Below are 20,136 nucleotides of genomic sequence, written 5' to 3' on the forward strand. Positions count from 1 at the left end.
CCTTTAATTCTTCATTTTATTACGAACTGGATTTACAGTTGTTGATTGAACAGGTCGTTTCCTTAATGACCGATACGGACCACGAATAAATATATCTTTCCAATCACTCACATAGATAGGTGAAACTGGAATAAAATACGGAGTTTTAAGACTTGTTAAGCTAGTAACATGAATGATAAAAAATGACAACCCTAACATAATTCCAAAAAAACCAAGAAAACCTGAGAGTAGGATTAATATAAATCTCACTATTCGAATTGCATTACTCATGTTGTAGCTCGGAAGTACAAAGGACGCAATCGCTGAACTCGCTACAGCAATGATTAAAATATTGCTAGTAAACCCCGCTTCAACTGCAGCCTGTCCAATTACAATACCACCTACTATCCCAATTGTTTGTCCAACTTTTGTAGGTAATCTTGCTCCCGCTTCCCGTAATAACTCTATAGTTAGTTCCATTAATAATGCTTCAATTAATGGTGGAAAAGGAACCCTTGCTCTAGATTCTGTTAAAGTAAGCAATATATCCTCAGGTAATACTTCATAATGAAATGTGATTACAGCGACATAAGCAGCAGTAAAAGTTAAGGTAATTAATATTGCAACTAGGCGTAAAAATCGTAAACTCGTACCAATTAACCAACGTTGATTATAATCGTCTGGAGACTGTATGAACTCAAAAAAGTTCGTAGGAGCACTAATTGCTACAGGGCTTCCGTCTAAAATAACTGCGATTTTCCCGGCAACTAACTTTGAACGTATGACATCTGGTAATTCTGTATTATAGTATTGAGGAAATAACGAATCTGGGGATTCATCAATGATTTGAGAAAGCATATTTGTATCATAAACAGAATCAATTTCAATATCACTTATCCGTGTTTTCAGATCCTCAACCATCTCCATATCCGCTAGTCCATCTATATATAAAACATACACGTCGCTTTTTGTTACTTCACCAACTCGAAGTTTTATAACTTTTAGATTAGAACTCTTTATTCTTGTACGTATTAAAGAAAGGTTAATAATAGCATTTTCTACAAAGGCATCATGAGCACCAACAATGACAGTTTCTGTCTCACTTTTTTCTATGCCACGCAATTCAGCACCAAAAACATTGTAAAAATAAGCTTTTTCATGAAAAAAGATTGCTACACACCCTGATAAAATCTTATCCTTTATTTCTTTTAATACAGTACCTTGATTTATATCTTTTTTCTGTAACCAGTCTGAAACTTTTGTAGAGTTTATGGATGAAATTGGTTCGACTATTTCACTTTCTAGTTTCTGGTCATCGATAATGCTACTTAGATAAACAATAACTACTCCGTTATTAGCGAAATGTTTATTCTCGAAATCGTCACATTGATCAAACAGTGTTTTTACTTTCTCTAATGAAGGTCGATCATTTTCATTCAGTCGATCTCTAGGCTGATCAGCATCGACCTTTGAGTGAATATCTCTCTCCACCTGTCCCCCTTTTTTCAACTCCTCCTTATTCATCGTGAAAAATCCCCCATTTATTATGAATAAAGTCATTCAACGTTAAAGTTCGCAAAAAATTCTATTCATATACCATATTTTCGATCCACTCCCAAAATTCCTTAGCAATTTATCTTACATTTATATACTACCAATCGTTTATTTTCCGCTAAAATATTATTATGAAATACTTTTTTATTGACCGAAGCAAGTTAACATACTGCTATATGTAAGTTAAATACAATGATAGGGTGGTAATATCTATGTTCCTCAAACAACTATGGATTGTATTATCTGGATTATTTTTGACAGCTTTTGGTATAAAAATCTTAGCTCAAAATCTACTAACTTTCGGAGGAACTGCTGGGATCGCAACAATATTTACTTATTTCACAAGCTTCTCTTGGGGTTTATTATTCTTATTCGTTAATTTACCTTTCTTTATTATTTCTATACAGCAATTAGGAAAATGGTTTACGTTATCTAGCTTATTGTCAATTATTAGTATCTCGATTATTCGAGATGCTTTTGACTTTATTGTTCCAGCTTTTCAAATCAGTGATATTAACGCTACAGTATTAGCAGGAGTTTTCATCGGTATTGGAGTAACATTGGTATTGAATAATGGATCTTCTTTAGGTGGAATTCATATTTTAGCTTTATACTTAGACAAAAAGTTCAATCTAAATCGAGGCTTTACGATTTTTGTTTGTGATTCATTAATAATTTTATTTGCTGTATTATATGTCGGATGGAATAGTGCTTTTTATTCCATTGCTTGCATTGTGATTGCATCGTTTATTATTGGTCGATATAAAGTCTCGCCAATTAAGGAGGTTAAAATAAGAGAAGAAACAATTATTCTTAATGAGGTAGCTAAATGATAGATTGAATTTATATAGGTAAAAAACAGTTTGTTCCTCTTTTGGATATGAACTGTTTTTTTGTTATAGTAAAGATTCATCTTCATTATTCTCACTACTTAGATACTATATCTAGTTACGCCAAACCGTACGTAATCAGAAATAGATTTATACAGATCGGTTTTGGTAAAGAAGAAATTCCCACATAAAGCTGAACTTCAATCAGTAGGTGTTTTCCTACATCCCCCACCTAAACTTCTCGATTTTCTTAAGTTTTGAGGTGGGTCTTACTGCTCCTTAAGAGTGGGATAAACAAATATTCTTCATGTGAAATTTGTTTGGAAAAAATTTATAATTGTCTATATCAGGGTAGCCATATATAATAAGCAATTGGATAGAGAGGAGGCAGTTTATTGACTGAAGTGAAACAATTTATCTTTTTCGACTTTGAAATGCTCTGCCGTGAAGAAGGTATGCCTTTTTCCAATATGGAAGGAATCAGATTAGGCGCTGTAAAATACGACTTAAATAAAGAAGACATCACTTATTTTGACCGCTATATTCAACCAAAACAACTACAACCTTTAAGTTCATTTTGTATAAATTTAACAAAAATTAAAGATGAAGATTTAGTAAAAGCTAGCCGATTTCCTGTTGTTTTTCAGGAATTTCTAAACTGGGTGGGAAACTTAGAAGAAAGTCGCTTTTTCTCATGGGCTAAAAATGACTTAACACGCCTTGAACTTGATGCATCAATTCATCACATTCCTCAACAAACGATAACAACAATTAAATCTCGATATGTTGATTTTCAAGCTCTATTTTCAAAAAGGGTCGCAAAAGTGAACCCATCCGTTGAAAATGCGTTAGCTTTATATAATCTTCGTTTTGAAGGCGAAAAACATAACCCTATGTATGACGCTTATAATACACTTCGAATTTACCTTGCTTTTAGTAAAGATGTCCATAAATCTGACCTAATTATGTTAAAACAATTTATCTTCAATGATCAAGAGATTAACCCTTTAACAAATATAAATACAGAATTAAAACGTTATGTATTAACCGATATTCACCAGTTAATGACTGAAGTTCCTATTATTACTAATATTCGTACTACAAGGAAACTTGTTAAAAGGACCATGAAATTAGTAAAAAAATATGAAAATATCCAAATAAATAGGTCCCGTATTTTTGATGAGGAAATACTTTTATATGTAAGATTGTTAGTTGAATTTTATAATGAATTGTTAATTAGCTACAAAGAACACTTTTCTAATGGGTGTAAAATCGTTATTTTACATGAACATATGCCATTACCTTTGAAACGATTAACAGCTTAAAGAAAACGAAGATATAAGCATCTTCGTTTTTTTCATTTTGTTGTCTGTAGTATCCACCTTACTAATTGTCGTATGCCTTAGTTATTTTTCATCATACTCCTATGGTAAAAAGCGTTTATCCTTGTTGTAAGTTTGGCGGATGGTTAAGTCGCTGAAGACGATGAAGAGTATCTTCAATACTCATGTTAGCTTCTTCTAAAAACTGGCCCTCACTCCCACTTCCTTTTAATTTAGCTTCATTTATCGCTATTTTTGCTTGGATTAGTTGTTCCTCAACCTGCCTAAACTGTTCTAGATCTACATATTTTTGTCCTTGCTGTAATGCCAATTTCCCTTGTTGTATAGCTAACATTGCTTTCTGGATTGACATGTTCATAAAATTACCCTTCCTCTATTTATTTTTATTTAGTTTAATCCATAACAAGGAAAACATACCTAAGAAAAGCGCAAGCGCCTTGGTCACGAGCAGCTGCTCCTGTGCCACTCCGTTTGCTCAAGAGCAAAGCAGCTTCGAAGTAATCCAAGTAGTAGCTTCACTGGGGCGGCCTTTGACAGAAGCCGCTCTTTGGTTTCCTACGTGCTTTTAGCGTCTTCTAGTACTGCTTCGTAGTAAGCTTCCTCGAAGCAATGCTGCATGAAGCTAATCAACGAAGGATTTCAAGAGTTAATTGAAGTCAGTTGCTGGACTGAAGTGGCCGAGCTCATAAGCCACTTGCGCTAGAAAGCGTTTCAAATTCAAAATTTTATACTTTCATTTTGAACAAAAAAATGGCTTCCTAAAATTAGGAAACCAATTTTTATCAAATAAAGATCTCGATATCAGCTTGATCCTTTAATTGAGAAAGGACCCTCATAAACTCTTCTTCCTTCTTTTGTTGTACTACTGATTGTTCTAAAACCGGCTTGATTTCTTCAAAGTCTAGATCTTCTTCACCCATCTCTTTAACTTGAGCATAAGCTTCTTCAAGATCTTCTTCTGTAACTACTACTTCATTCATCGTTTCAGATAAAAATTGATCAATTTTTAATTGTTCTTGAATTCTTTCTTTAAACGTTTCATTAGTGAGATTATTTAATTCTAGCGCTTCGTGAAACTGTTCTTCCGACTCAAAATCTGACTTCACTGATAGAAACTGCTCTTCAACCTCTTCTTCTAATACCACATAATCTGCTGATGCTTGTGTAAGTAGCTTTTCATCAATCATATTATTCAACACATTCTCTTTAATCATTGCAAGAAACTCTTCACCCTGCTCAGCTATATCAATTCCTTGTTGCTCATACATCTGCTTTGTATTTTCAACCTGAAGGTTAAAGTCTGTAAAAGTGATAACTTCTTCATTTACAACAGCAGCTGCTTCACCTTCATCAGTTACATTACCACAACCGATAACTACAAAAGTTAGCATACCTAATACGATTAATAAAAGAGTTCTTTTAATCATTGACACTCATCCTCTCACTTTAGATTTATTGGCTAATAACCCAACCCTTACGAACAAAAAAATCTACATCACTCATGAAAATCACTACGGTATGCAATTCTACTAGATGTGGTACAAGATGTAAAGTCAAAACAAAAAGAGTATAACTGGTACACTATTATAATTAGCTTTAGTATAGTAAAAGCAATAGATTATGTAAAATTATGTAAAATTATGTAAAAGATATCTAGGTTAGCCTCTACCAAAATTTTCAATTTCAAGTATCCTTTTGATTAGAATAATTAATGTTTTCACCTAAAATGATGTATAATAAATTAATAAAGCTGAACTTCAATCAGTGGGGGTTTTCCTTCATCCCCCACTGATTGTTAGTTCAACTTATCGGACCTTTAGGGGCAGTTTATCCCCCACCTAAACTTCTCGATTTTCTTAAGTTTTGAGGTGGGGGTCTTACTTGCCCCTTAAGAGTGGGATAAAATTTTGTTTTAACATTTTCATTCGAAAGGAACATACTTAATGGTGTACTTTGTTTATATCATCATAATCATTGCTTTTTTAGATACTTTTTCACAATTACCAATTATCGCACCCTTCGCACAAGAACTTGGGGCTTCTAGTCTATTAATTGGCTTAATCATTGGCACATACTCATTGGCAAATATGGTGGGGAATATTATAGCCGGCCAGTGGATTGACAAGTTTGGCAGAAAAAGAATCCTAGTAATAGGAATGTTATTTGTCAGTGTTTGTCTACTAGGTTACACCCTAGTAGTAACTGCAAAACAATTACTTTTAGTAAGATTAATCCATGGTATCGGTGGTGGATTGCTCGTACCAGCAGCATTTGCATTTTTAGGTGATCAAGCACGGTCTACCTCACGTGGAAAAACAATGGCATTTTCAGGAGCATGTGTAGGTATTTCAGCTATCATCGGTCCTGCATTTGGGGCAATTACCACTCAAACACTAGGTATTGATTGGGTTTTTTACATAATAAGTGTGCTATTTGTACTCACTGCATTTATAGTAATTGTAACACTTAAAGAAACCTATTTACCTAAACGTTCAAACACACACTCATTAAAACTTGAGAACATTTGGAAGCTTTTACGCCTACCGCCTCTTATTAATGCTTACATTGGGGCATTTTCTCTCATGTTGACTTTAGGAATATTAGCTTTTATGCTTCCTCTAAAAATTGAGACGACCCCTTATAGCATAGCTGTTTCAGGCATGTTATTAAGTACATTTGGAATTACTGCTATTCTATTTTTTCTTTTACCGACAAACCGCCTTTTTGATCAAGTTAAGCGTGAAAACATGGTACTTATCGGTATGGGCTTTGTCACCTTTGCGTTGCTTATGCTTGGATTAATTCAGCACATAACATTATTATTTATAGCAATGATTTTTTATGGTATTGGTTTTGCTTGTATATTCCCATCCGTAACAGCGCTTGTGATTGACCATTCACATCAGAATGAACGAGGACGTGCGTTCGGATTATTTTATGCTTTTTTTTCATTAGGGGTTGTTACCGGCTCATTTGTCATTGGTGCTCTAAACGTCGCGCCAAGTCAAGGACTTTTATTAGGTGCTATTATTATGCTTGTACTTACTGTTGTGATTAGATTACGTTTAAAGAAAACCTTATTTAAGAAAAGATCTGCTTTTCAATAATTTTGAAAACTTTATTTTTTATCGTTTGATGATCATTTATTATTTGATGTCTGCAACCTTCAACTATCGCTACTTGACATTTTGGAAATTTCTTCTTCAAATAGGAAACATTATATTTCCAATCAACCGTTTGATCTAATGTACCTTGGATAACATATAGGTCTTGTGTAGAAGGGGATAACTCTTCTACATTTTGATTCCATTTTATTAAAGCTTTAACCCAGTTTATTGATATATACTTTGATTGAAGTGGGTCTTTCTTCACAAAATCCAAATAATTGTTATCTCCTGAATTTATCTTGAACTTCCGATTTAACTTAGATTTGAAGTACGGAACTATTTTAGATGCAGCTAAAATAAAACGCCATTTCGTCGGCCTAACAAGAGGAGCCAAAAAGATAACTTTTTCAAAACTAGCCTTAGATTGTAATAAAAAGTAACTAATGATTGCAGCTCCTGTACTATGAGCAATTACTGAATTAATTTTATACTGACTTTGCTGACAGTACGTTAAAACTTTTTTTAATGTTTCAACATATTGAATAAAATCACTAATCTCCCCCCTATTCCCTGATGACAACCCATGCCCTTGTAAGTCATAACTAATAACACGCCAGTGTTTTTTTAGGAAAAAATTTATCATATTTTTTAATGACCCTGTATGATCAAAATAACCATGAATGAGAAGAACCGTTCCTTTAACACTTACAGGCTCAAAAACGTGTACAGCCGTTTCTTCATTTCCTTCTTTTATTTTTTCAACTTTATAGTCGTTCAACACCTGTTTGTCAATTCCATAAAAAGAAATATAGTTATGTCCAAAAGGGTGTTTTATGGTAGAGTCGTAGAATTTCATATTAAACCTCCTACTTTACTTGCTTCTATGTGTTCTATTTTACCTTATTTTGCATAAAATGTTTAAAGCTTTGACGAATTTTCTTGCCTCTTTTTCACACGGTAAATTTACTAACTAGAAGGAGGTACATTAGGTGAAAGTAGATTTAGTAAGTGAAAAAGTGATTTTAACTTCGATTGCTGCTAGTATCGATTTATCGCCACCAATGACAACCATAAAGACATTCGACAAAAACATGAACATTGATAGCATCTCTATACCATTTTGAAAACGATGGTATTTTGGGAAGTCGCCCAAAAATGGCAGTGAAGAATATGAGTTCGTTTATTGTAATAATGAAATTCACTCAATTCATAAAGCTGAACTTCAATCAGTGGGGGTTTTCCTTCATCCCCCACTGATTGTTAGTTCAACTTATACCACAGACATAAGAATAACTAATCATCAGCTATCACTGATGAAAGTTATTCTATATCGGACCTTTAGGGGCAGTTTATCCCCCACCTAAACTTCTCGATTTTCTTAAGTTTTGAGGTGGGGGTCTTACTTGCCCCTTAAGTGTGGGATAAAAGATTTACTCCTGCCACTCATTCATAAACCTCTCTAAAAACTCTTCTAAAAACTGGTGCCTCTCTTCAGCTAATTTTTTTCCGTAAGATGTATTCATCAAGTTATTTAGTTTTATTAGCTTTTCGTAAAAATGGTTGATAGCTGTACTTTTCCCGTGTCGGTATTCCTCTTTTGTCATCTCATTACGAACAGGAATGTCTGGGTCGTACATTAACTGACCCTTCGCACCAGCATATGCAAAGGTACGACCAATTCCAATAGCACCAATAGCATCTAAACGATCTGCGTCTTGGACAACCTGTCCTTCTAATGTCTCAACCTTCGAATTATTACCACCTTTAAATGACATTGTTTTTATAATAGAAACAATATGATTTCTATCGCCCTCAGAAACTTTATGGTCCTTTAACCAACTGATAATTTTTTCTAACCCTTTTTGCTCATCTCCAAAAAGCTTTTCATCTGCAATATCATGAAGAAGTGCTGTAACTTCACATATAAATATATCAGCACCTTCATTTTCACCGATTTTTTTCGCGAGGTTTCGCACTCGATAAATATGCCACCAATCATGTCCACTACTATCACCTTTTAAAATAGAATGTACAAATTTTTCTGCTTCTTTTACTATAACTTGTTTATTCATATGATCGCCTCATTTGTATTTTTATTCACAATCTTATCTCTTTTATAGATTACTTCAAAATAGAATTTTCATATTGTACTAAAGCAAATTTCTTCCTGTATTATAGACACAAATTCTTAAAACTCTTTATCATCAACCGCTTTCACCTTGTCAGGTTTTTTGTACCAGTGAAATTTTTGAATAATTTAAACAAAATATGACTTCCTACACGACAAAAGTATACTTTATAGTTTATACTGTAACTAGGGAGGAGTAATGTCAAATTTTTAAAGGGGGATTAATTAAACATGTCTATTTTACCAAAAAAGAATGAACTTGGCTTTTTTGAGATACGCTTAGAGTCAATTGGGGGATTAGGTGCAAACCTAGCAGGAAAAATGTTAGCTGAAGCTGGAGTATTGGGGTTAGGCTTAAACGGATCTAACTTCTCTTCTTACGGATCCGAAAAAAAGGGATCTCCAGTTAAATCCTTTGTTCGATTTTGTGATGCCGATGTAGAAATTCGTGATCACAGCCCAATCGAACAACCACATATTATAGGAGTCTTTCACGAAGCTCTTTATAAAACAGTAAATGTTGTAAGCGGATTACCTGCAGACGGCATTGTTTTAGTTAACAGTACAAGAGATTTTGATAGTGTAAGAGAAGATCTCAATCTTGATTATGGTACTGTAGCAATTGTAGATGCACTTAAAATAGCAGTTGAAGAAAAAACAAAAGTAAATACAGCGATGCTTGGTGCACTATATCGCATATTAGAGTTTTTAGACCCAGATGAAATGAGAAATGTTATTCGAAAAACATTTGAAAAAAAATACCCTCACCTAGTTGAACCAAATATCCGTACTTTTGATCGCGGTTATAATGAAGTAACTTTTAAAACATACGAACTCCCTGAAAACGCAAAAGGAAAAGAGTTTTCTAGACCACAACCTTTATTAGGTTATTTAACACAGGAGATAGGTGGAGTTATTACTGCCCAAGCAAATAGTGTGTTAAAAGATTTAAGTGGCTCTAGACAAGGTTTTTTACCTTCTTTTGAACAAGAAAAGTGTATTAACTGTGCTGCATGTGATACAGTTTGCCCAGATTACTGCTTTGTTTGGGAAGAAGGAGAAGACAAACGCGGAAGAAAACAAATGTTTCTTACTGGTATAGATTACCAATATTGTAAAGGCTGTTTAAAATGTGTTGACGCATGTCCAGTAGCAGCTTTATCCGATATGGCAGAAAAAGTTGGCTATGCTGAAGCTCATCGTGTCGCGCAAAAATTTCCATATGTTGCAGGGGGGCGCATATAAATGGCTACTTTAGAAGATAGATTAAATAATGTGAATAATAAGAAGTTTGAACAAGCTACTACTTTCGAATCAGGAAATGAAATGGCCGCTATGGCTGCTGCACAAATAAATTACCATGTAATGGGGTACTTCCCTATTACTCCATCAACAGAGGTTGCACAATATTTAGATTTAATGAAGTCACAAGGTCTACATGATATTGAACTAATTGCCGCCGATGGTGAGCATGGTTCTGCTGGTATTTGTTTCGGAGCTGCAGCTACAGGTGCTCGAGTATTTAATGCAACAAGTGCAAATGGTTTCCTATATATGCTTGAGCAACTTCCTGCTCAATCTGGAGTTCGACTTCCAATGGTTATGAATCTTGTAACTCGCGCAGTTAGTGGACCATTAGATATTCGTGGTGATCACTCAGATTTGTACTACGCTCTAAACACTGGTTGGGTTATTTTAACAGCTCGCACACCTCAAGCAGTATATGACATGAACATTATTGCTTTAAAACTAGCTGAACATAAAGATGTTCGTCTTCCAGTTATTGTTGCTTACGACGGTTTCTTTACGTCTCACCAAAAGCGTAAAGTAGAATACTTTAAAGACCGTAAAGTCGTGCAAGACTATGTTGGTGAAGTTCCAAAAGGTTATCCTGTAGCATGTGACAAAAACAACCCAGTTACTATTGGCGCTCATATGAATGGTGATGACTTAATTAACAACAACTTCCAACAATCAGAAGCTATTTATCGTGCTGGCCAAGTTTTTGAGGAATTACAAAAAGAATACGCTGAAATTTCTGGGCGTGAATATAAAACGTTAGATTTATATGGCATGGAAGACGCCGAAGTTGCTCTTTTCCTTCTAAACTCAGCCGCTGAATCTGCTAAAGATGTGGTTGATAAGCTACGTGCAAAAGGAATTAAAGCAGGTGTTATCAGTCCTAACATTATTCGTCCATTTCCAGCTAAAGAAATACGTGAAGCATTGAAAAACGTAAAAGCTTTACTTGTCGGTGAAAGAGCGGATTCATACGGTGGTAATGGCCCGAATTTAACTCACGAAGTAAAGTCTGCTCTTCAAGAAGATAAAGAAAATCAAACGATTGTTCTTAGTCGCGTATTCGGTGTTGGTGGTAAAGACTTCTATGCAGATGATGCTGAAAAGTTTTTCGAAATGACGATTGATGCTATGGAAAAAGGATTTGCCGAAAAATCATTTGACTATTTTGGGCATGTGCCTGGAAATCCTGAAAACAAACTAAAGCCTGTCATCGAACCAATGCATGGTAATACATTTAATTCTGGATTAATTAAAGTAACTCAAGATGAGGAAACAAAAAAATTAAATGTAAAAATTCCACCACTACGTAATTTAACTGGAAAACCAAAACGTTTTGCATCTGGGCACGGCGCTTGTCCTGGTTGCGGTATCTTCCCTGGTTTAGAGTTATTCTTTAAAGGGATTGAAGGTGACGCAGTCATCTTATTACAAACAGGGTGTGCGTATGTTGTTACAACTGGTTATCCGTACAGTTCTCACAAACAAACGTTTATTCATAACTTATTCCAAAGCGGTGCTGCAACACTTTCCGGTACTGTTGAAGCATTTTTCGAGATGAAACGTCGTGGTGAAATTGAGATTTCTGACGATTTCACTTTTGTTATGATTACTGGTGATGGCGGCATGGATATCGGAATGGGTTCTGCTATCGGTACAGCGTTACGTAACCATAAAATGATTATCCTTGAGTATGATAATGAAGGTTACATGAACACAGGTTCACAAATGTCTTACTCTACACCACTTGGACATATGACTAGTACGACTACAATTGGTAAGACAAAACAAGGGAAACCGTTCCACCATAAAGATACAGCTCAAATTATGGCTTCAACTCACATTCCTTATGTTTTCACAGGAACTGAAGCTTTTCCACAAGACCTTATTAAAAAAGCTGCAAAAGCTCAATGGTACGCTCAAAATGTAGGTTTAGCATACGGAAAACTTTTAATCACTTGTCCACTTAACTGGAAGTCTGAAGATCGTCTGGGTGAGAAAATTATGAAATCTGCAGTCGATTCATGCTTCTTCCCTCTTTATGAAGTTGAACAAGGTGAAACAACACTTACGTATGATCCTGAAGCAAAAAATAAGCGTGTTGAATTAGCTGAATGGTTAAAAATGATGGGTAAAACAAAGCATTTGTTAAAAGAAAGTAATGCACCAATGTTAAAAGAATTTGAAGACGAAGTTCAACGTAGATGGAGAATTCTAAAAGCAAAACACGAAACACCATTTCTTTAAGATATTGTCTAAAATAAAATAATCAAAAAGAGTTGCATTGGCTACTCTTTTTGATTATTTACAGCCCACTATTGTTATTTTTCTCTGTCTTGATTTTTGATGTTTATACTCAACCTGAAGGTTACTCATTTGAGATTTCTGAATACATTTATATTTCAGTGATACCGTTAACTCTTTACTAAACGGAAAATCTGTTAAAGAAACTGTATTTTTATCTAACCAATGTGCTACTATTCTTTTTTTATTGTTAAAAGCAAACCTTTGTGAGAAACCTTTTCGAAACCAGATCAATTCATTCTTTTTATCTACTCCTGGTTCATTCATACATAAATATAACGACAAGTTATCACAAAACTGTAATAAATAATAATGAAATAACAGTTCTTCCTCTTCTAACTTATGTATATGTAATTTCTCTTTTAACTTCTTTTGTCGGTCTCTTTCCAAACTTAGAAAATCTTCACCTCTACCATTTGTATATCTTTCAAAAAAAGAAGCATAATGAAGACTACAAATTAAAGCTGCATACCTGTCTTTTTTTTCTATAATATCTATCCCTTTTTTGTATGCTTTAATTTTTGGAGTTAATGGATAATCAATAAATGAAAATGGGATTTTTCTCTCTCTATTTATTAACGGACTTTCATCCAATTCTATCCAACCATTATCATGTTCATAGATTGCATAAATAACAGATTTTCTCTTTCTTTTACCAATAAAATATTCCTCACACCAAGCCTCTGCTAACTCTCCACAAACTTTTGCATGCTCATGTTGCTCAAATAATAAAACCTCATGTTCTCTTTCAGTTACAACCATCTCTCCCCCTCCTTCTTGCTTTTCTTTATTTTATTATATTAAATATTACTCAATAAATGGCTACTTTAGAAATAATTGTTGTTTGAACTTATCTTTCATGTAGTTGGGGATTTATATTAAAGATTTGAAGGTTAATTTAGCGAAAATAAATGTATATTGGAGTTAAAAGTTAAAAGAATACACTGATCAATTGTTTAGGTTTATAGATATTTATTATCGAGTTGAAGCTTTGTAAATGTACAAATTTCATCATAACTTTTATCCCACTCTTAAGGGGCAGTAAGACTCCCACCTCAAAACGTAAGAAAATCGAGAAGTTTTGGTGGGGGATTAACTGCCCCTTAAGGTTCGATATAGAATAACTATCAGTGCCGGATGAAGGAAAAACCCCACTGATTGTAGTTCAGCTTTATAAGAATCAAGAAAAACTTGGCTAAGCTCAAGTTTTTCTAGTCCTTATTCTGATTTGCAAAATATGTGAACAAGCCAACTAAGAGCCCTAATACCGCTCCGCCGAACACTTCTTCTGGTTGATGTCCTAAACTTTCCTTTATTTGAATGTCTTTCTGATCATGCATCGGACCTTTTGAATCTCCGTTTAACTGATCGATTCTTTTTTCTAGTTCATTTACTTTAATCGCCGTCTGTCCGGCTTGCCTTCTAACTCCTTGCGCGTCATACATGACTATTAGACCTAGTATTATTGATAATGCAAAGTCAAGAGATCTGATACCTAGTTTCAGTCCTATATACGTAGCTAAAGAAGTTACACCTGCTGAATGAGAACTGGGCATACCGCCAGAACTGAACATTCGATTCCAATCCCACGCGCCCGTTTTGAGGCCTTTAATAGGAACTTTCAAAAACTGTGCTAGAACAATAGCCATTAACGATGCAATAACACCTTTCACAAAAAACTCCCCCTAAAAAAACTACATAATCGTTTAGTTAGGTTTCGATATTTTTAGCATTTTTATTCTCGTATAACTCATATTAAAAGCTAATAAAAGTTTCAAGAGAGCTACAACCATTTATTCGTATCATAAATGTTTTCTCCATTAGGATTTTATTTTAAAAATAAAATCCTTTAATTTGTAAGATAAGTCTTTGGTGATTCGAAAATCTGAGCTATATTTCTCCCTTAATTAAGTTGGTAAATCTTAGTTTTTCAACACAAGAAAAGCGCAAGGCGCCCACCTATTGGCGACAAACACTGGAAGGTCGGCAAGAAGCGGTCTGCTCTTTGACCGCAATTGACGATCTGAAGTGTTCAAGTCGATGCCGCTGAAGCTAGACAGTTTCCAAGTTAGAAATTTATAAATTCTGATTATGTAAAATATGCTCCCTATTTAGGGAGCACTCTATATTTTCTATTATTTATTTTCTTCAGCTTCACATTTTTCACACTTATGTGTATAACAATCATGCATTTCATTCACTTCTTGTTGGCAATTTGAGCATAATTTCGGTGGTAAATTCTTAAAAAATTCAACTGCCGATTGTATGGCCATTATCATTACCTCCGTTCATATTAATTGTTATATAACAATTATACTAAAACTAAAATTGTATAACAATATTTATTTTCTGACTATTTCGAACTTTTTTTGTAAATGGCTTTCTACTACACTAATATTAAGTATAATTAATAATAACATTGGAAAAGGAGTATGAATTTGTTAATCATACTCCTTTTCCAATATTATTTTAAAACTCTCGTAAGTAGATTTTTCAAAATTCCTACTCTTACGCTAATAACTTGTCGATGTTTTCGACTAAATTTACAATTTCAGGTTTACTAACTTGTGCATTAGCACCTACTCGATCACCTTTATGGTATAAATCTCCAGTAATCAATGAGCTAAAAATAACGACCGGTATATCTTTCAGTAATATATCATCTTTAATGCGTTTTGTTAAATGGTGTCCATCCATTTTCGGCATTTCAATATCGGAAATTATCACATCTGGCAATTGAGTGAACAATTTTTCTTTCCCTATCTTCTCCAAATGATCCCAAGCAAGTTTCCCATCTTCAAAAAATTGTAGATTCTCGTACCCTGCAGTCACTAACGTATCTTCAAGTAATCTTCGTAAGATTGGTGAATCTTCTACGATCATTACTTTTTTATATGAGCGTTCACGTGATCCCATTGTTTTAATTTCTTCCTTATTTATACCTGAACTAGGACTAATATCAACTAGAATTTTTTCATAATCTAATAGTAAGATCATATTATCTTCCATTTTTATAACACCAATTGTTGACCCTTCTAATCCTTGTGAAAGTTTAGTAGGCTTCTCGATTTGTTCCCATGAAATTCGATGAATTCTTGATACATTATGTACATGAAAAGCAACCTTCATTTTATTCAATTCTGCAACGATAAGTTTATCTTGCTCAGGAGACTCTGATGGAGGAAAGCCGATGACTTTAGCTAAATTAACAACTGGTAGCACTTCGTCTCGAAGTCTAATAATTCCCTCAACATTAGGATGACCATTAGGCATTTTTGTAACAGGTAAAGGATTAATAATTTCTCGTACTTTCATTACATTTATTCCAAAAACACCTTGACCAATAGAAAATACAATGACCTCTAATTCATTCGTTCCACTCTCTAATAAAATTCCTTTAGGATCGTTAGACATGATCTCATTTCCTCCTCATTCTAAAGCAACACTAATTCAAAATATTGAATAGATTCTTAGTGCTCATTTATTGTAAACATTCACTTACAAATATAATATTATACCACAAACTAGCTATATCTAGGTAAACCAAGCCTCTACTAGATATAGCTAAGTTGTACAGTTAAACCTTTAAGAGTTTCATTCTCTTAGATCAAAAGATTAAATAAATTCTCATCTCTGTTTACTTCGATAAACTCGATTTCATGGTCTCTCATTCGAAGAAGTAAACCTTTGTAGTCTTCACTTCTTTTTAATTCGATACCAACAAGAGCTGGTCCATCATCTTTGTTATTTTTTTTCGCATATTCAAAGCGAATAATATCATCATCCGGACCTAACACTTTATCTAAAAATTCTCGTAAAGCCCCAGCGCGTTGTGGAAAGTTAATCACAAAGTAGTGTTGTAAACCTTCATAAATAAGGGACCGTTCTTTAATCTCCTGCATCCGCCCTATATCATTATTACCACCACTTATCACACAAACAACATTTTTTCCTTTTATCTCTTCTTTATAAAATTGTAGAGCTGATATCGGCAGTGCTCCAGCTGGCTCTGCAACAATTGCATTTTCATTATAGAGCTCTAAAATGGTTGTACAAATCTTTCCTTCAGGAACAATAATCACATCATCTAATAGGGAATGACATATTGAGAACGGAAGCTCACCAACTTTTTTCACAGCAGCTCCATCCACAAATTTATCAATTTTTTTTAGTGGAACGACTTCACCTTTTTCAAGTGACTTTTTCATTGCTGGAGCCCCTTCAGGCTCTACTCCAATAATTTTCGTCGAAGGACTAACCCCTTTGATATAGGTCCCAACTCCGGAGGATAAGCCACCTCCACCAATCGACATAAGTAAATAATCGATAGGCTCGTCCATGTCATCCATTATTTCCATTCCAATTGTCCCTTGCCCTGCAATAATTCTCTTATCGTCAAAAGGATGAATAAATGTTTTGTTATTTGCAACGCAATATTCCATTGCTTCGGCAAATGCATCATCGAACGTGTCACCACATAAAACAACTTCGACAAATTCACCACCAAAACGCTTTACTTGCGTAACTTTTTGCCTTGGTGTCGTTTTAGGCATAAATATCTTACCGAAAGTACCTAAATGTTTACATGAATAGGCAACACCTTGAGCGTGATTACCTGCACTTGCACAAACTACACCATTTTCAAGTTCTTCTTTTGTTAAGCTTTGAATAAGATGAAAAGCACCACGAATTTTAAATGATCGGACTACTTGTAAGTCCTCTCTTTTCAAAAATACATTACATCCATATCGTTCAGATAATACTGCGTTATACTGTAAAGGAGTATGAACAACTACATCCTTTAAACTATGATGTGCTATGACTATGTCTTGTATCATTACTTTGGTATCCATTTTAAATCCTTCCTAATTTCATTATACAAAAAATTGTTATTTTTCATTGATTTATTCATTATAGCATGTTTTTTATCGATTAAAGTCGTTATATCTAATATCAATTATTAATTTTATCATTCAATTAACAATTCGTAAAAATATATTCACAATAAAGCTTAACGTGAACTGTGTACGCCCCCCCTCGTCTACCCTTCTTCACCAATTCTTAAAGTTATGAGGTTGCGTCTTACTGTGCATTAAATAATATTGAACTACTCACCGCTTAACGCCTTTAAGGTCGTTTGAAGCGGGAGATTCCTAAGAACACCAGCGTAACCGACTAGTTTATTAGGCTTGCCCCGTAGTTCCTACGGTTAGAAGCCTTATTGCTTTACTTTTAAGGTTTTGTCCTGCGTTACTATCTCGATCGTGATGTGTGCCACAAGAAGGACAGTTCCACTCACGAAGGTTAAGATTCTTAACGACTTTATTTTGATAGCCACAGCACGAACACAGTTGACTCGAAGCAAATGTTTTGGATACAACAACTACTTGTTTGCCATACCAAATCGCTTTGGATTCAAGCATCGTTTTTAAATTGTGACCAAGATGATCGAAAGGAACTCTCGTTCTTATTATATCGTAATTAGGAAAGTTTTGGCTACGGCCAACCGACATTCATCTCCCACCTACTCATTGGGCTAGTCCCTTCACATTCCTTGAGTTGGAGCTCTTCTGTCATAAATGATAAAATAAAAACCATTAGCAGCATTTATCAATGCAACTGATGGTTTTTAAGCATTAATCATTTTACAATACGATTAGCTATTTCGCCACACCTTTTGTTTTTACTTTTTATTTACGCTTCAACTTTATTATCTAAAAGCCAAGAAGAAATGAATAAAACAGCCACTACAACAACTATATCAACAACTGTCGTACCAATATAGAGCACTGCTTCTGTAGCTGCTTCCATGTCCAAAGTCGGATCTCCACCGATTTCATCAATATGGATGATGAATGAATTCATTATCGTATCAGTATTTAAAATGACTCCCCATTCTGTAATCCCTTTATATATTACCGTTTCTTGAAAACGAGACCAAAGCCACCCTGCTCCTAATGTAATAGCAACACCTATTAACCAGCCCCACTTTCGAATTGATTTCGACATCATAAAAATGAATGTTGAAACTGCACCGAATTGAAGTGAACCTACAAAAATACCAAAGAAAAGGATCCACCAAAAAGACTGATATTGTTCAAATAAAAATTGTGGAATTGTTGGATCTGAGAACTTTCCTGAACTTTGCTTTAGCAAAAAATATATAATCATAAATGTTGTCAGCAATGAAACGAAAAGCTGGGTGGTAGCAGCTAAAAATTTTGCAGATAATAATTCCCAACCAGTTCTTGGGATATTCAACCAAAAAAACGATGTTTTCTGTTTCCACTCTAACCTCAGAGAATCTATCATCGCAAAAAACAAGTAAAATAAATGTAAGATAATTAAAGGTATTGTTAACATGATAAACATTGGGCTGTATCTTTCAATAAGAACATAAAACAACACAGCTACCATAAGTAAGAAAATAATGTTCAAAAGGAACTTTGTTTTGGTTAATCGGATTTCCTTTTTATACAAGGTCAACCAACTCATCGTAACACCTCTTTCATTGCGTCTAACACGCTCTGCCCTTTTTTCTCTCTCAAATCTTCTACCTTTTCAGATAACATTATTTCTCCATCTCGTACTAATACTACATAATCTAATAGGGGTTCTATTTCTGTTACTTCATGCGTTGAAATTAGTAACGTCTGTTCTTCCATTTCCACATACCTAGCAATCATCTTTATTATGTCTTCTCTAACAAGCGGGTCTAACCCTGATAAAGGTTCATCCATGATAAGTAATGGAGCTTTTCTTGCTAAAGTAATGGCAATTTTCACTCTAGCTCGGTTACCCTTCGAGAGGCTCCCAACCTTTTTTTGTTGATCTACATTAAGAGTTTCAATAATTTCTATTGCTTTTTTTTGATCGAAGTCATCAAAAACATCGCTTGATAAAGCAATTGTCTCACTTACTGTAAAAAATTCATAGAGTGAATCAACCTCTGCAAGAAATGCTACTTTTTTCCCTATCAATCTCGTAACATTCTCTCCACATACAGTAATTTCACCTGAAGTCTTTTTTAATAATCCCGCTGTAAGCTTTAATAACGTTGATTTTCCACTTCCGTTTGATCCAACTAAACCTATAATTCCACCTTTTGGTATTTGAAGACTGACATTGTTTAATGCTATTGTTAACCCATACTTTTTAAAAACATCCGAGAATGTAATAATTTTTTCCATGTTTTCACCTCTATCACAACGACTTTTTAAGGGCTACACTCACTTGTTCAATGATTTCTTCCTCAGTAAAACCATTATTTTTCATATAAGTAACAAACTTACCAACATATTGTTCCGAGATCTCTGAACGCAGTCGTTTAATTATTGTCTTATCCTCTGTCACAAAAGATCCTTGGCCTCTTTTCGCCACAACTACTTGTAACCTTTCCATTTCAGCATATGTCCTTTGAACAGTATTTGGGTTCACTCCAACTTCTACTGCAGTTTCTCTAACTGATGGTAATTTTTCACCTGGTTCTATAGAACCGTTACATATTTGTTGGAAAAAGTAGTCCATTAACTGTAAATATATTGGCTTTGAATTGTCAAAGGATACATTCATACAATACACAATACCTCCTT

At 34.3% G+C, this 20,136-nt stretch carries 19 protein-coding genes and 1 pseudogene; 6 read left to right on the forward strand and 14 right to left on the reverse strand.

Annotated elements, in window-relative coordinates:
* Positions 1-3 precede the first annotated feature (3 nt).
* Positions 4-1,503, reverse strand: coding sequence for a spore germination protein (locus tag BKP45_RS14560; RefSeq protein WP_084787988.1), 1,500 nt, complete (start codon positions 1,501-1,503; stop codon positions 4-6).
* Positions 1,504-1,745: 242 nt separating this feature from the next.
* Between BKP45_RS14560 and BKP45_RS14565 the strand changes: the two genes are divergently transcribed.
* Positions 1,746-2,366 (forward strand): YitT family protein, encoded by a 621-nt coding sequence (locus tag BKP45_RS14565; RefSeq protein ID WP_071390428.1) that lies wholly within the window; start codon positions 1,746-1,748, stop codon positions 2,364-2,366.
* Positions 2,367-2,767: 401 nt separating this feature from the next.
* Positions 2,768-3,688: a 3'-5' exonuclease gene (locus BKP45_RS14570; protein WP_245747521.1), complete on the forward strand. Its 921-nt coding sequence runs from the start codon at positions 2,768-2,770 to the stop codon at positions 3,686-3,688.
* Between the two features lie 115 nt (positions 3,689-3,803).
* Here the strand turns inward: BKP45_RS14570 and BKP45_RS14575 are convergent, their stop codons facing one another.
* Positions 3,804-4,064, reverse strand: coding sequence for a hypothetical protein (locus BKP45_RS14575; protein WP_071390430.1), 261 nt, complete (start codon positions 4,062-4,064; stop codon positions 3,804-3,806).
* A 424-nt stretch (positions 4,065-4,488) separates the two neighbouring features.
* Entirely contained in the window at positions 4,489-5,133 is a 645-nt protein-coding gene (locus tag BKP45_RS14580; RefSeq protein ID WP_071390431.1) for a SurA N-terminal domain-containing protein, read from the reverse strand.
* A gap of 516 nt (positions 5,134-5,649) precedes the next feature.
* On the opposite strand from BKP45_RS14580, the gene BKP45_RS14585 reads away from it, so the two are divergent.
* Positions 5,650-6,813, forward strand: coding sequence for an MFS transporter (locus BKP45_RS14585; RefSeq protein WP_071390432.1), 1,164 nt, complete (start codon positions 5,650-5,652; stop codon positions 6,811-6,813).
* Here BKP45_RS14585 and BKP45_RS14590 read toward each other — a convergent pair.
* On the reverse strand, positions 6,788-7,669 hold the full coding sequence (locus BKP45_RS14590; RefSeq protein WP_071390433.1) for an alpha/beta hydrolase: 882 nt from the start codon (positions 7,667-7,669) through the stop codon (positions 6,788-6,790). The genes BKP45_RS14585 and BKP45_RS14590 overlap by 26 nt on opposite strands.
* Positions 7,670-7,802: 133 nt before the next feature.
* On the opposite strand from BKP45_RS14590, the gene BKP45_RS23355 reads away from it, so the two are divergent.
* Positions 7,803-7,937 carry a hypothetical protein gene (locus BKP45_RS23355; protein ID WP_281243178.1) on the forward strand — a complete coding sequence of 45 codons (135 nt, stop codon included), beginning with the start codon at positions 7,803-7,805 and terminating at the stop codon, positions 7,935-7,937.
* Between the two features lie 306 nt (positions 7,938-8,243).
* Here BKP45_RS23355 and BKP45_RS14595 read toward each other — a convergent pair whose 3' ends face one another.
* Complete coding sequence (locus BKP45_RS14595) at positions 8,244-8,885, reverse strand: HD domain-containing protein (protein WP_071390434.1); 642 nt, start codon at positions 8,883-8,885, stop codon at positions 8,244-8,246.
* Positions 8,886-9,172: 287 nt separating this feature from the next.
* On the opposite strand from BKP45_RS14595, the gene BKP45_RS14600 reads away from it, so the two are divergent.
* Together BKP45_RS14600 and BKP45_RS14605 are read left to right on the forward strand one after the other, a co-directional pair.
* Complete coding sequence (locus BKP45_RS14600) at positions 9,173-10,186, forward strand: 2-oxoacid:acceptor oxidoreductase family protein (RefSeq protein ID WP_071390435.1); 1,014 nt, start codon at positions 9,173-9,175, stop codon at positions 10,184-10,186.
* Complete coding sequence (locus BKP45_RS14605; protein ID WP_071390436.1) at positions 10,187-12,487, forward strand: thiamine pyrophosphate-dependent enzyme; 2,301 nt, start codon at positions 10,187-10,189, stop codon at positions 12,485-12,487.
* Positions 12,488-12,541: 54 nt separating this feature from the next.
* Here the strand turns inward: BKP45_RS14605 and BKP45_RS14610 are convergent, their stop codons facing one another.
* The 9 genes and pseudogenes from BKP45_RS14610 to BKP45_RS14650 form a co-directional block, all read right to left on the reverse strand.
* Entirely contained in the window at positions 12,542-13,306 is a 765-nt protein-coding gene (locus BKP45_RS14610; RefSeq protein WP_071390437.1) for a DUF3891 family protein, read from the reverse strand.
* A gap of 449 nt (positions 13,307-13,755) precedes the next feature.
* Positions 13,756-14,217, reverse strand: coding sequence for a divergent PAP2 family protein (locus tag BKP45_RS14615; RefSeq protein WP_281243179.1), 462 nt, complete (start codon positions 14,215-14,217; stop codon positions 13,756-13,758).
* 462 nt (positions 14,218-14,679) lie between these two features.
* Positions 14,680-14,817: a protein YhfH gene (yhfH, locus tag BKP45_RS14620; RefSeq protein WP_071390438.1), complete on the reverse strand. Its 138-nt coding sequence runs from the start codon at positions 14,815-14,817 to the stop codon at positions 14,680-14,682.
* Between the two features lie 235 nt (positions 14,818-15,052).
* Positions 15,053-15,958, reverse strand: coding sequence for a chemotaxis protein (locus tag BKP45_RS14625; RefSeq protein WP_071390439.1), 906 nt, complete (start codon positions 15,956-15,958; stop codon positions 15,053-15,055).
* 188 nt (positions 15,959-16,146) lie between these two features.
* Positions 16,147-17,397: a threonine ammonia-lyase IlvA gene (ilvA, locus tag BKP45_RS14630; protein ID WP_071390440.1), complete on the reverse strand. Its 1,251-nt coding sequence runs from the start codon at positions 17,395-17,397 to the stop codon at positions 16,147-16,149.
* A gap of 330 nt (positions 17,398-17,727) precedes the next feature.
* A pseudogene (locus tag BKP45_RS14635) lies at positions 17,728-17,989 on the reverse strand (zinc ribbon domain-containing protein); the annotation flags it as partial.
* 249 nt (positions 17,990-18,238) lie between these two features.
* On the reverse strand, positions 18,239-19,039 hold the full coding sequence (locus BKP45_RS14640) for a hypothetical protein (RefSeq protein WP_071390442.1): 801 nt from the start codon (positions 19,037-19,039) through the stop codon (positions 18,239-18,241).
* Positions 19,036-19,734, reverse strand: coding sequence for an ABC transporter ATP-binding protein (locus tag BKP45_RS14645; RefSeq protein WP_071390443.1), 699 nt, complete (start codon positions 19,732-19,734; stop codon positions 19,036-19,038). Before BKP45_RS14645 ends, BKP45_RS14640 begins: the two co-directional genes overlap by 4 nt.
* Positions 19,735-19,747: 13 nt before the next feature.
* Positions 19,748-20,116 carry a GntR family transcriptional regulator gene (locus tag BKP45_RS14650; protein WP_071310634.1) on the reverse strand — a complete coding sequence of 123 codons (369 nt, stop codon included), beginning with the start codon at positions 20,114-20,116 and terminating at the stop codon, positions 19,748-19,750.
* Positions 20,117-20,136: the final 20 nt, after the last annotated feature.

It is taken from the genome of Anaerobacillus alkalidiazotrophicus (assembly GCF_001866055.1).

What these genes read in the sequence shown, in the direction of transcription:
- BKP45_RS14640 (WP_071390442.1), bottom strand. Translation starts at nt 19,039, where the DNA reads ATGAGTTGGTTGACCTTGTATAAAAAGGAAATCCGATTAACCAAAACA.
- BKP45_RS14580 (WP_071390431.1), bottom strand. Translation starts at nt 5,133, where the DNA reads ATGATTAAAAGAACTCTTTTATTAATCGTATTAGGTATGCTAACTTTT.
- BKP45_RS14575 (WP_071390430.1), bottom strand. Translation starts at nt 4,064, where the DNA reads ATGAACATGTCAATCCAGAAAGCAATGTTAGCTATACAACAAGGGAAA.
- BKP45_RS14565 (WP_071390428.1), top strand. Translation starts at nt 1,746, where the DNA reads ATGTTCCTCAAACAACTATGGATTGTATTATCTGGATTATTTTTGACA.
- ilvA (WP_071390440.1), bottom strand. Translation starts at nt 17,397, where the DNA reads ATGGATACCAAAGTAATGATACAAGACATAGTCATAGCACATCATAGT.
- BKP45_RS14590 (WP_071390433.1), bottom strand. Translation starts at nt 7,669, where the DNA reads ATGAAATTCTACGACTCTACCATAAAACACCCTTTTGGACATAACTAT.
- BKP45_RS14600 (WP_071390435.1), top strand. Translation starts at nt 9,173, where the DNA reads ATGTCTATTTTACCAAAAAAGAATGAACTTGGCTTTTTTGAGATACGC.
- yhfH (WP_071390438.1), bottom strand. Translation starts at nt 14,817, where the DNA reads ATGGCCATACAATCGGCAGTTGAATTTTTTAAGAATTTACCACCGAAA.
- BKP45_RS14585 (WP_071390432.1), top strand. Translation starts at nt 5,650, where the DNA reads ATGGTGTACTTTGTTTATATCATCATAATCATTGCTTTTTTAGATACT.
- BKP45_RS14595 (WP_071390434.1), bottom strand. Translation starts at nt 8,885, where the DNA reads ATGAATAAACAAGTTATAGTAAAAGAAGCAGAAAAATTTGTACATTCT.
- BKP45_RS14610 (WP_071390437.1), bottom strand. Translation starts at nt 13,306, where the DNA reads ATGGTTGTAACTGAAAGAGAACATGAGGTTTTATTATTTGAGCAACAT.
- BKP45_RS14560 (WP_084787988.1), bottom strand. Translation starts at nt 1,503, where the DNA reads ATGAATAAGGAGGAGTTGAAAAAAGGGGGACAGGTGGAGAGAGATATT.
- BKP45_RS14625 (WP_071390439.1), bottom strand. Translation starts at nt 15,958, where the DNA reads ATGTCTAACGATCCTAAAGGAATTTTATTAGAGAGTGGAACGAATGAA.
- BKP45_RS14605 (WP_071390436.1), top strand. Translation starts at nt 10,187, where the DNA reads ATGGCTACTTTAGAAGATAGATTAAATAATGTGAATAATAAGAAGTTT.
- BKP45_RS14645 (WP_071390443.1), bottom strand. Translation starts at nt 19,734, where the DNA reads ATGGAAAAAATTATTACATTCTCGGATGTTTTTAAAAAGTATGGGTTA.
- BKP45_RS14650 (WP_071310634.1), bottom strand. Translation starts at nt 20,116, where the DNA reads ATGAATGTATCCTTTGACAATTCAAAGCCAATATATTTACAGTTAATG.